The following is a 12,645-nucleotide window of genomic DNA, read 5'->3' on the forward strand; positions in this document are numbered from 1 at the left end:
GAAAATCTTGTAAAAAAATACAATTAATAGAAGTAATTTACTGAAAAATAATGTAATATAGAAAGTGAATGAAAAAAGAGAGGATTGAGACTTGTGGAAAAATTTGAAAAAATGATTAATAATCAGTTGGTAGTCTTAACGGCTGATGAACAATATGAAAAAGAAGCATTAGATGTTTTAGCGTTTTTAGAAGATGCTGTGGAAGAGATTAATGAGGATGCTTTAGTAAGTTTTCATTATGCTTATATTGGCTTTGTGAAAGAAGGAGAGGCTTTCCATGTATATGCGCCTGATTTAGCGGAGGGGGATATTGACGGGAAGGTAACTGATTTGACGTATTTCTTATCGATTATAGAAGCGACTTTCAAAATGGCGAAACGCACAAAAACTTTAGGGAAATTAATTAACTTTACATATCAAGGTACAGTTGTCTTAGCAAATGATGTCTTTGATCAAAGTGAAATTTATGCTCATCGTTATGAAGATGATACTTGGTATATTGGACCAATCGATCAATCTGTAGAGCAACAACCATTAATGGGAGCTAAAGCTTATCAAGTCTTTTATGAACATCCAGAATTATACGGTATTATGCACTTGCCCACTGATTACATTGCGATGATTAAAGATGGTGAAGTATTATCGGTATTAGATATTGAAGGAGAGAATGTCTTAAAATAATGAGGGGGTAGCCTGTGTTAGTTTTTCCAATAATCAGTTTATTAATGTTTTGGATTGCAATCTTATTATATTTTTTGGATAAAAGACAATTGATGAGTTCTAAAATAGCGGTAGCAGCTACTTATATTGTTATTGCTTATTTTATGGGCTTAGGGTCGGTACCGTCAATTCATATTATTAATAGTTTTGTGATAGTATCGATGATTGTTTTTTTCATTGGAACAGTATTTTGTACGTATATGGCTATGAAAAAAGATGTGTTTCGTCAGTATCAGGAAAAATCGAATTATCAAAAAATTTGTTTATTAGTTAGTTTTTATATTTGGCTAGTATTGCTTTTGGTAGCATATTTCCCGGGTATATTTAATCCGTCAGCTAGTCATGAGATTAAAGTTCTATTAGGTGGAATATTATTATATTTAGTGTGGAATGCTTGGAGTTATTTACTGCATTTACTTGTGTATCCTCAGCATATTATTCGGGAGTTTCCTTCTTATATTGTGATTAGTGATTTGTATGATACGGTAAAGAGTGTCACGATTGCTAAGGGAATTTATGAATTGTATCATGAGACAGCGATTATTTTGCTGGGGGTATCTCAGAAGAGTCATTATTTAGAAGCGTATGCTAGAGAGGAATTTAGTGCTAATACGGCAATTGTAGAAGTGAATTATGATGGTACTGCTAAAGATCTATTAAAAGAGACTAAGGAAGCATTATATGATTTGGATGTGATTGATGAGGGGATTGTCATTGCATCAGAGGAGGATTATTTGCGCCTAGGCTTATTAGCTAAAAAAGTAAATTTAGAAGCGGATATTGCGATTATTTTAGCGGACTCAACAACTGCTTATTCAGAAAAAATGGATAAGCAGTTACGAGTAATGATGAATTGTTTTCGTTATGAAGCATATTATCATTATATTGCAATAGCGGTTATTATTATATTAGCCATTGCTTTTTAGAGATAAAATATGGAGGGTAGCGTTAGTGGATTTATTTCCATTAACGTTATTTTTTTGGCCATAAAAAAGAAAAAAACGTCTGGTAATGGAGGGAGGATTAGTGCGTTATTTATATTTTAGAGGTTTATTATCTATAAGTTAGTCTTATAGTTTATAAAGAGGATATAAATGACTACAGAAAGAATACCTTTCATTATAAATATAAAAATATTGAATATCAAACGAATCTATATTGCGGTAATATGTCTCAAAGTAAAATGTGTCAGAAATTAGATAACATGTCTAAAATAAAAAATACCTTTTATAGCAATAAAACTTGCGTAAGAATAGCGTACCTAAAGGGTTTTTTGGTTTTTTAAAACAATTTTTATTAAATGGAAATGAAAATGAATGAAAAAGTTGCAAAATCATCGAAAACTGAATTGTGAATACTCACTAAAGAAAGATGACACATATTTCTTAATTGTGTCCTTAAATGTCATGAATACTAACTAAAATACACTAATATAAATAAAATGGTGGCTAATATTTTACATAGTGTGGAGGATTTAAGCTTAATTTTATTGTATAAAAGTAGGAAAATAGGAAGTTTAATCACGTTTTGCCTAAAATGCTATTTTTTCTAATGATAAATGCTATAATCAAAATGTAATCGGTCATAAGTTTACAAAATTATGAATATAAGATAGTTAAAGTATGAAAATAGTAAAATAACATATTAAAAGAAATAATAGATAGAAAAAGAGGTATGATGATGAAAAAGAAATTAATTAAAGTTGGATTAGCAGTAGCTTTATTAACAGTAGTAACGGGAGAAGAAGTAAATGCTCAATCTAATGGATGGGCACAAAATAATGCAGGATATACATATGTAAAAAATGGCTCAACAGTCAAAAATACATGGGAATATATTGGTGGACATTGGTATCACTTTGATAACCAAGGCCATATGCAAACAGGTTGGCAATATATAGGCGGATGCTGGTATCACTTTGATCAATATGGTCATATGCAATTATCTTGGCAATATATTGGTGGCTCATGGTATCATTTTGATCAATATGGTCATATGCAATCATCTTGGCAATATATTGGTGGCTCATGGTATCATTTTGATCAATACGGTCATATGCAAACAGGCTGGCAATATATTAATGGCACCTGGTATCACTTTGATCAATATGGTCACATGCAAACAGGTTGGCAATACATTGGTAGCACTTGGTACTATTTAAATCAAGATGGTTCTTGTGCAGTTAATCGTTGGCAAGATGGATGGTACTTAAAAGAAGGCGGTCATGCCGTTCAAACAGGTTGGATCAAACGTCAACAATATTGGTATTACTTAATTAATGGTTCATATGCTAAAAACAGATGGGTTGGCGAATATTATTTCCGTGGTGATGGACGTATGGCTCGTAATACATGGGTGGATAATTATTTTGTTGGGGCAACAGGAGCGTGTATGTACAATGCCTTCTGTGGTGAATGGTATGTTGGTTCAAATGGTAAAGCAGTCTTTGGCCAATGGGTAACATATGATGGTGATTGGTATTATATCGATCACAATGGTCACTATTTACGTAATAATTCTTATGTGGAAGGAACAACAGAATATGTCTTTGGTAGTAATGGTAAGATTTTAACAACAAAAACAGTTGGACGTACATCAACAATCGGTGGTTTATCAAGTCCAATCGTGGCATCTGATCGTGTAACCTATCCAAATGATAATATTTTATGGGAATATACACCAATTCCAAATTATTATGCAGCTGAACGTTTAAGTCCGGTTGGTCAAAAAGTACATAAATTACGTGTTGGTGATACTGTTACAATTGATGGTAAAAATTATCGTGTTAGAGAACGTAAAACAGGATTAACATATAATGATGTAAATCGTTTTGTAAGTTATTTAAATTCAAGTCAATATGATGCTGCTTTACAAACTTGTGACGATGCAGCAACTTATATCGTTATTTTAAAATTAACTTTAATTAAATAATCATCATTAAGAGCTAGGGCGAATGAGTCCTAGTTTTTTTGTGCTCTTTATCAATATGGAGTAATAAAAAGAGAGACAACAGAGTAACAGTTTTGGTAGTTTCTTTTTTTATTTTGCAGAGAAAACACATTTTTAACCGGATTTTCAGAGAAACAGCACAAAATAATTTATACACAATTACAATAATCCTACAAAAATACCGTTATTTTTAATATATGTCTAAACTTAGCTAATATGTCTAATATATACAAAAAGACTAAGCACTAAACTAGTAGGCATCCTCTTTGTAAATAGCGTACCTATAATCTTTTGAGCACTTTTTTTAAATAGTGAGAAAGGAAGAGTAAATAAGAGAATAGCGCAAAACATGCCTAAAAGCCCTTTCAACTGACAATTATTGACTAAAAAAATCAAAAAATGTTCTAGTTATTACAACCTTTATGGCGACTTTTGCAACATATTGCAAAGGATATATTATATTGTGACTAAAATAAGATTATTTTTATAGGATAAACGTCAAAGAATAAGAAGTTTAATCACGTTTTGCCTGAAAATGCCTATTTATATTCGGAGAATGATATAATAAAAGTGTGGAAAGGGACAATAAATAAACAAATAATATATTGAAAAATAACACAAATAATATATATCGTTTATAAACATCTCTAATATAACAAGTATATAAACAAATAAAAAATATAATGAATAGAAACAGTCGTAAAAATGGGTGAAATGTAAAGGGTTAAAAAGAGTAAGGGGACGATAATTATGAAAAAGAAATTAGTAACAATAGGTGTAGCAGTAACTTTATTAGCGGCAATTACTGGAGAAGAAGTGAATGCGCAATCTAATGGATGGTCACAAAATGAAGTAGGGTATACTTATATAAAAGATGGTTCAACAGTTAAAAACACTTGGGAATATATCGGTGGACGTTGGTATCACTTTGATAATCAAGGTCAAATGCAAACAGATTGGCAATATATTGGAGGTAATTGGTATCATTTCAATCAAAATGGTCATATGCAAACAGATTGGCAATATATTGACGGTTTTTGGTATTATTTTAATCAATACGGCCATATGCAAACAGGTTGGCAATATATTGGTACTAGCTGGTATTACTTATATCAAAGTGGTGCATGTATGGTGAATGGTTGGCAAGATGGTACTTATGTAGATGGTAGCGGACGTGCAGTGCAAACAGGTTGGGTAAAACGTCAAGGTGACTGGTATTATATAAGTGGTAAGGGATATCTAGCGAATTCTTGGGTTGGTGATTATTACTTGCGTGCTGATGGTCGTATGGCACGTAATACTTGGGTAAGTAATTATTATGTTGGGGCAACAGGAGCTTGTGTATATAATGCCTTTGTAGGAGATTGGTATGTTGGTTCAAATGGTCAAGTAGTCACTTCAAAATGGGTACAACAAGATGGTAACTGGTATTATATTGCTAGTAATGGTAAAGTTATGCGCAATGCTAGTTTTATTGACGGTTCAACAGAATATACATTTGGTAGCAATGGCACAATTACTAGTACCAAACAAATTGGCCGTACAGCAACAATTGGTGGCGTAACAAGTCCAGTAGTTTCTACTACAGAAATTACCTATTCAAGTGAAAATTATGTTTATGAATACACACCAATTCCAAACTATTATGTAGCAGAACGTTTAAGTAAAGCAGGTGCAGCGGTTCACGCATTACGTGTTGGGGATACTGTAACAATTGAAGGTAAAAATTACCGTGTTAAAGAACGCAAAACAGGTATTACCTATTACGATACAACAGCATTTTCAAATTACTTATCTTCAGGTGATTATGATTTAGGTTTACAAACTTGTGATGATGCAGCAACATATATCATTATTTTAAAATTAACACGAATCTAAATAGAAATGATTGAATCCCCCTAAAGTTAGACATACAAATCTAGCTTTGAGGGGGTGTTTTTATGCTTTACGATCCATATAATTTTCCTCTTAAGTTGAGCAGTTCGTCCAATTGATGAAAAAAACAGTATTAACGACGGATGATATCGTTGCCAATTTTGACGTACATGGTATAATTAAAGACACATGTATTAGAATCATGTGATGGTTATTTTTAGCAAAAATCCTGTTTCTAGTAAGGCTAAAAGATTGTTAGTTTACTAAGTCATGAGCTAATCAATAGTATAAAGACAAAATGTGGACTATAATAAACTAATTATATTAAAGGGGGAAATAAGATGAATCAAGGTATTCGAAATTTTAATTTTCAAAATCCAACAAAAATTTTATTCGGGAAAGATCGTATTAAAGATATTGATGCAGAAATCCCAAAAGATGCAAAAGTATTAGTAATGTATGGCGGCGGTAGCGTTAAGCGTAATGGTGCATTTGACCGTACTATTAAAGCTTTAGGCGAACGTGAATGGGATGAATTTGGTGGTATTGAAGCAAATCCGACATATGAAACATTAATGAAAGCAGTTGAAAAAATTCAACAAGAAGGCTTTACGTATTTAATGGCTATTGGTGGCGGGTCAGTTATCGATGGTACGAAATTTGTATCATTAGCAGCCGTATTTGATGGTGATCCAATTGATATTATGGGCGGTGGTGTTGGTCGTCAATTACCGGTCTCAAAAGCAATGCCATTCGGAACAGTTTTAACATTACCAGCGACAGCATCTGAAATGAATAATGGATTTGTTATTACTTTTGTGGAGAAAAAAGCCAAAATTGCTTATGGTAATCCTTTATGCTTCCCACAATTTTCAGTATTAGAACCAGAATTAACCTATACATTACCAAAACGTCAATTAGTGAATGGGGTTATTGATGCTTTTGTACATACAATGGAATGTTACTTAACGTATCCAATTAATGCCAAAATTCAAGACCGTTATGCAGAAGGAATTTTACAAACATTAATCGAGATTGCACCAACTGTTATTGATGAACATAATCATGACTATCCAGCACGCGCAAACTTTATGTGGGCTGCAACTAATGCATTGAATGGCTTTATAACACCAGGCGTTCCACAAGACTGGGCTTCACATATGTTAGGACATGAAATGACTTTAGTACATGGAATTGATCATGGTCGTACATTATCCATTATCTTACCAGCAATGATGCGCGTGCGTAAACAACAAAAATGGGATAAATTAATTCAATACGGCCGTCGTGTCTGGAATTTAACAGGAGCTGATGAAGATATCGTTGAAGGAGCTATCGAAAAAACAGAAGCCTTCTTCCAAAGTTTAGGTGCTCCAACTTGCTTTGCTGATGTTGAATTAGGTGAAGAATGTATCGATGAATTATTAGCAGGATTAGAACGTCACGGTAAAGTCAATATCTCAGAACGTGGCGATTTTGATTTAGTAGTTGCACGAAGAGTATACGAAACAGCTTTATAAAAAGGGTGGTTGACTGTGGCAAGCGACTTAATCGAAAATAAATTAAAGTTTCTACCAGATTTACCGGGTTGTTATCTAATGAAAAATCAAGCAGATGAGATTATCTATATTGGTAAAGCGAAAAATTTAAAAAATCGTGTACGTTCTTATTTTCGTGGTGCTCATGATACAAAGACGGAAAAGTTAGTTAGTGAGATTCATCATTTTGAATTCATTGTCACAAAAACTAATAAAGAATCCTTATTACTTGAGATTAATCTAATAAAAAAATATCAACCAAAATATAATATTAAATTAAAACGTGGCACGATGTATCCCTACTTAAAGATTACGAATGAACGCAATCCGCAATTAGTTATCACAAGTACAGTAGAACGTGACGGTGGCAAGTATTATGGACCATATCCCAATGTGCATGCTGCCAATCAGACGAAGGAATTTATTCAAAAGATTTATCCTTTACGTAAATGCGGTAAAAATGAGACAAGAGCTTGCTTTTACTATCATTTGGGGCAATGCATTGGTTGTTGTGATCATGAAGTCTCACCATTAGAATATGAACAACAAATTCAGAAGATTCACCAATTTTTAAATGGTGATGTAAAGTCTGTTAAGAAGATGTTAGTGGAGAAAATGCAAAAGGCTTCAGATAGTTTAGATTTTGAGCAGGCAATTGAGTATCGCAATCAACTCCAATATATTGAGACAACGGTTGAAAAGCAGCATATTATGTCGAATGATTTTGTTAATCGTGATGTCTTTGCTTTTTATTGTGAGCGAGGTTGGATGTCGATTCAAGTCTTTTTATTGCGTCAAGCAACGATTATTAAGCGTGAGGCAGCCTTGTTTCGTTTATTTGAAGAGCCGGGTGAAGAGTTAGCCTCATTTATTGCGCAATTCTATCAAGATCCTAATCATATTCTACCAACTGAAATATTGGTGCCGGAAGCAGTAGACCATATTTTAATTGAAGAAACAATTGGTGTAGCTACCACAACTCCTAAGCGTGGCAACAAAAAAAGGATGCTTGATTTGGCGACTCAAAATAGTGAGATTGCTTTAAAAGAAAAGTTCCGTATCGAATATCAAAAATATAACCGAACCATTGTGCCGATTGAAGAATTAGCACAAGTCTTAGGAATGGAATCGTTAGAAGTGATTGAAAGTTTTGACCATTCAAATATTCAAGGAACAAACCCAATTTCAGCGATGGTTGTCTACCACAATGGCATTCCTGAGCGTAAAAATTATCGTAAATATAAAATCAGAACAGTTATTGGTAGTAATGAATATGCGACAACTCAAGAAGTTATTCGTAGACGGTATAGTCGTCTATTAAAAGAGGGAAGTCAGATGCCTAATCTGATTTTAATGGATGGTGGAAAAGTTCAGATGAAGGCCGCTAGAGAAGTCTTGGAATACGAATTAGGTATCAGTATCCCGATTGTTGGTATGGTTAAAAACGACAAACACCAAACATCGCATTTATTAGTATTTACTGATGAGCAAGAGCAAGAAGAATTTCGTCAGATTGAATTGAATCCATCTAGTCAGGCTTTTCGCTTAGTAGAACGTATTCAAGAAGAAGTTCACCGATTTGCAATTACTTTTCATCGTCAAGTTAGAAGTAAGAATTCATTCGCTTCAACATTAGATGCGATACCAGGAGTTGGGCCTAAGACACGTGCCAAACTCTTAAAAAACTTTAAAACCATTCCGGCAATCAAAGCGGCAACTATAGAAGATTTTGCAGCTATTGGTATTAACCAAAAAATTGCAGAAAATATATTAAAAGCACTCTAAACTAAAAAGAAGCACAAGTTCCTAAAAAACGGTCTTTGTGCTTCTTTTTGTATTCGTATAAGTTTGTGAATTTCAATCAGCTATTTGTGAAATATATTTGTGGTTTTGTGAAGCCGGTTAATACGCTTGTGAAATTCTTTGGTTGATTAGTCTTCGCCGGGACGCATAGGACGTTTGTAACGGCTTTGTTTATCTTTTCTAATAATAGTGCGTGGTGATTTGCGTTTTGAATGAAAACTACTGAATAAATCTTGCATTTTAACATCATCAAAAAGTTCTAAGTTCTTATCAGCAAAATACATTGCGTCATTATGCCAATCCGAATGGTAATAATTAAATAATTCAGTGACAGCTTGTAAGTGGTCTGCTTTATCACCAGATTTTGCAGTATCTTTTACTTCTTGTAGATATTGTTGCATTTTTGACACACGTTCTTCTTGTATATTCATTCTTTATCCTCCTATCCAATTTCTTAAAATAAGTATAGCATAACTTACAGTAATAGTTGATAGTTTATTTTGCCTTATTAATAGAAAACTTCTCACTGTGAATACTAAGCAATCTGCAAAAAGGGTGCTATCAATTCTTTATCACCGCAAAAATACTCGCTATAAAATGAAGTATCCTCGTAAATAGGGTAGCATCAATATGAATCAGTCCCTATGACAACTCTTCGAAGCGCTTAAATGGAACTTTTTTATAAATCAAATACTGTAAAATACTTAAAATTGGAAACATCATCACTTCTTTAATGACACGCCCTGGTAATAAAGCCCAGTAACCTTTACCAATTAATAATGATAACCAATAAGTATTTAATAGCAGATTAATCACTAATGAAATCAGTAATTGACATAAGAGTATGCGACTAATACTTTTAGGCTTTTTGTATAAAAATAATCCATAAACCATCCCCGTTAACATGGCACTAATAGTAAAACCAGGGAAAAAAGGACCAGATGGACGAATCAATACACCAACTATATCACTTACCCCAGCTACACTTGCACCAATTCCCGGACCGAATAAAGCACCAGCCACAGCGATTGGTAGGGCTTGGAAGCGAACTTCAATACTTGGCGCAATTGGCACTTTAAAAAAGATAGCAACAATTGCTAAAGCGGTTAACATGGCACTAATTGAGAGCACATGAACATTTCTTAATTTTGACATAATAAAAAGACCTCCTTTGCAGTTTCCTTCGACTACATCTAGGCCCAAAAACGCGGATGTTGACGTAGCAGCGGGATGCGGAAAAGAAATCGCAAAAATAACGATATAAGTTACTTCTTTCGTTTCGATGACAACTCCCTGTTCACCAAACACTTAACGCTTCAATTCCTACTCTGCATGTTTAAATTTTTAATATATTGTAACTGAATGGAGAATGAAAAAGCAATCTTTTTGTTTGGAATTTAAAAAGTAATTTTTATTGAATAAAGATTGTCGTAGTTAGTCTGAAAAATAGATGTTTTTCGTCAGAGATATTGAAACACAGCGATTGTTCGCATATAATTAAAGTGAATAAAAATAATAAAAAAGGAGGAGTTTCAATTGAAAGTAAATAAAAGATTAATGTTATTATCTAGTATTTTAGTAGTCGGGGCTATCGCAACACCAACCGCTTTTGCTAAAAGTAATCATGAGCAATTAGCGGAATCAGCAGAGGGGGGAGTTGGAAAGAACGCTGAGAAGAGATCCGATGAAATCGATGTTACAGCACGTGGTGACGTTGCTGATTACTGGAAACCTGAATGGGGAAATCTTTTATGGGATCCATTTAAGTCAGATGCAGTAAAAGATTGGTCTGAAAATGGTCGAACAATCAGTGGTAAACTATTTGCCGGTAATGTTCCTATTATGATTCAGGTTGATCCTGATAAGTATGCGGGTCTAGTGGGGGAAGAAGAGTTTTTAACATGGGGACAAATAACCAGCGATCCAGATGGAAGTTTCTCCTACACAACAAATGAAGATTCCCCAAAAGATACAAAAGTTTTATTGGCTGCATATATAGAAGGTCAATATTTCGCTAGTACTGTATACACACTTGAAAAAGGCTTATCCCTAGAAGATAATGCTAGTCAACCACTTACCCCAACTAATAAAAAGGGCTGGAATGGTGATTATTATTATAAAGATGGCACACCATTAACATCAAAATGGCTTTACGATGAAAATTATCAAAGTTGGTATTATTTCAATGCAGATGGTAAGTACGCTCGTAATCAATGGGTCGGCTCATATTATTTAAAACAATATGGTGCAATGGCTAAAAACGAATGGGTTTATGATGAAAATTCTAAAAATTGGTTCTTTATCAATGCAGATGGAACGTATGCTCATGATACTTGGAAAGGCTCATACTACCTAAAACAATGGGGACATATGGCTAAAAACGAATGGGTATATGATAAAAACGCTAAAAATTGGTTCTTTATCAATGCAGATGGAACGTATGCTCATGATACTTGGAAAGGCTCATACTACCTAAAACAATGGGGACATATGGCTAAAAACGAATGGGTATATGATAAAAACGCTAAAAATTGGTTCTTTATCAATGCAGATGGAACGTATGCTCATGATACTTGGAAAGGCTCATACTACCTAAAACAATGGGGACATATGGCTAAAAACGAATGGGTATATGATAAAAACGCTAAAAATTGGTTCTTTATCAATGCAGATGGAACGTATGCTCATGATACTTGGAAGGGCTCATACTACCTAAAACAATGGGGACATATGGCTAAAAACGAATGGGTATATGATAAAAACGCTAAAAATTGGTTCTTTATCAATGCAGATGGAACGTATGCTCATGATACTTGGAAGGGCTCATACTACCTAAAACAATGGGGGCATATGGCCAAACAGGAATGGATTAAAGATAAAGGGAATTGGTACTACATAAAAGTTGACGGAACCTACGCAAGAAACCAATGGCAAGCAGGTTATTATTTGGGTAATTATGGTCAAATGCTTACTAATACAACAACTCCAGATGGCTATCAAGTTGATGGAGATGGTAAATGGATTAATAAAAACCATTATGGGGATAATTATGATAAATCATTGTTCGGTTGGAATTTAACTTCAGACCAAGTGGCGTATACAGATGCTGAAGCAAGAAGAATTAGTAATAAAATTATTACTAGCGAAATGTCTGATCGAGAAAAATGTAAAGTCATTACAGCATGGATTTTTGGTAATACCTATAAAGATGATAATCAAGGAACAGAAATCTATAAAAAAACACATGCTGATACATCATGGGCAGTGTTCAAAAATCATAAAGCTGCTTGTAGTGGTTATGTGCGAGCTTTCAAATTATTAGGAAAATACGCAGGCTTAAAAGTAGAAATTGTCAATGAAGATCAATGGGCGCATCAGTGGAATCGTGTGTATTTAGCAGATGAAGGAAAATGGATAGCATGCGATTCACAAATAAGGATGGTTGATAGGGAAAGCCTTACACCTAAATATTTTGGATTTTACTTAAAAGAAGTTGCAATGAATGAAGAAGGTCGTTTACAGTTAATAGACGCTGATAGAGAATTTTTATATATTGAGCATAAGAAGGAAGACATGATAAAATGCTGGGATAATAGAGAAAAAGATGCTGATGGTTATTGGACTGATGGTTTTACTACATGGGAATTTACTCTAGAAGAATATATGAAAGCATTAGACACTTATAAAGAGTGGAGAAAATTCGAAAGCGAGCATATGGGAATTGCATTTCTCTAAAACTAAAAGATCACTATTGGGAAAG

The 12,645-nt window shown here is 33.7% G+C and carries 9 protein-coding genes and 1 riboswitch; of the genes, 7 read left to right on the top strand and 2 right to left on the bottom strand.

Going from position 1 to position 12,645, the window contains the following annotated elements; genetic code table 11:
* Positions 1-93 precede the first annotated feature (93 nt).
* The 6 genes from BMX09_RS00170 to uvrC all read left to right on the top strand — a co-directional run bounded on the left by BMX09_RS00170 (position 94) and on the right by uvrC (position 8,867).
* Positions 94-681: an immunity protein Imm33 domain-containing protein gene (locus BMX09_RS00170; RefSeq protein WP_089745422.1), complete on the top strand. Its 588-nt coding sequence runs from the start codon at positions 94-96 to the stop codon at positions 679-681.
* Between the two features lie 14 nt (positions 682-695).
* A complete protein-coding gene (locus tag BMX09_RS00175; RefSeq protein WP_089745424.1) occupies positions 696-1,646 on the top strand; it encodes a hypothetical protein in 951 nt (316 codons plus the stop codon).
* A 754-nt stretch (positions 1,647-2,400) separates the two neighbouring features.
* Positions 2,401-3,651: an N-acetylmuramoyl-L-alanine amidase family protein gene (locus tag BMX09_RS00180; protein ID WP_177159467.1), complete on the top strand. Its 1,251-nt coding sequence runs from the start codon at positions 2,401-2,403 to the stop codon at positions 3,649-3,651.
* 768 nt (positions 3,652-4,419) lie between these two features.
* Entirely contained in the window at positions 4,420-5,547 is a 1,128-nt protein-coding gene (locus BMX09_RS00185; protein ID WP_089745427.1) for an N-acetylmuramoyl-L-alanine amidase family protein, read from the top strand.
* Between the two features lie 338 nt (positions 5,548-5,885).
* Positions 5,886-7,064 (top strand): iron-containing alcohol dehydrogenase, encoded by a 1,179-nt coding sequence (locus tag BMX09_RS00190; RefSeq protein WP_089745429.1) that lies wholly within the window; start codon positions 5,886-5,888, stop codon positions 7,062-7,064.
* Positions 7,065-7,079: 15 nt separating this feature from the next.
* Positions 7,080-8,867 (top strand): excinuclease ABC subunit UvrC, encoded by a 1,788-nt coding sequence (gene uvrC, locus BMX09_RS00195; RefSeq protein WP_089745431.1) that lies wholly within the window; start codon positions 7,080-7,082, stop codon positions 8,865-8,867.
* Between the two features lie 146 nt (positions 8,868-9,013).
* Here uvrC and BMX09_RS00200 read toward each other — a convergent pair whose 3' ends face one another.
* The gene (locus BMX09_RS00200) at positions 9,014-9,316 is read right to left on the bottom strand and encodes a dTDP-glucose 4,6-dehydratase (protein WP_089745434.1); all 303 of its coding nucleotides are present in this window, start codon (positions 9,314-9,316) and stop codon (positions 9,014-9,016) included.
* 211 nt (positions 9,317-9,527) lie between these two features.
* A complete protein-coding gene (locus BMX09_RS00205; protein ID WP_089745436.1) occupies positions 9,528-10,040 on the bottom strand; it encodes a folate family ECF transporter S component in 513 nt (170 codons plus the stop codon).
* 66 nt (positions 10,041-10,106) lie between these two features.
* Positions 10,107-10,218: riboswitch (THF riboswitch) on the bottom strand.
* Positions 10,219-10,421: 203 nt separating this feature from the next.
* Between BMX09_RS00205 and BMX09_RS00210 the strand changes: the two genes are divergently transcribed.
* Positions 10,422-12,620, top strand: a complete 2,199-nt coding sequence (locus BMX09_RS00210; RefSeq protein ID WP_089745437.1) for a hypothetical protein — start codon at positions 10,422-10,424, stop codon at positions 12,618-12,620.
* The last annotated feature ends 25 nt before the right edge of the window (positions 12,621-12,645 follow it).

This window comes from Granulicatella balaenopterae (assembly GCF_900111135.1).
Classification (GTDB): Bacteria; Bacillota; Bacilli; order Lactobacillales; family Aerococcaceae; genus Granulicatella; species Granulicatella balaenopterae.

Coding starts and splice junctions, on each gene's coding strand:
- BMX09_RS00200 (WP_089745434.1), bottom strand. CDS start 9,316: ATGAATATACAAGAAGAACGTGTGTCAAAAATGCAACAATATCTACAA.
- BMX09_RS00205 (WP_089745436.1), bottom strand. CDS start 10,040: ATGTCAAAATTAAGAAATGTTCATGTGCTCTCAATTAGTGCCATGTTA.
- BMX09_RS00180 (WP_177159467.1), top strand. CDS start 2,401: ATGAAAAAGAAATTAATTAAAGTTGGATTAGCAGTAGCTTTATTAACA.
- BMX09_RS00185 (WP_089745427.1), top strand. CDS start 4,420: ATGAAAAAGAAATTAGTAACAATAGGTGTAGCAGTAACTTTATTAGCG.
- BMX09_RS00190 (WP_089745429.1), top strand. CDS start 5,886: ATGAATCAAGGTATTCGAAATTTTAATTTTCAAAATCCAACAAAAATT.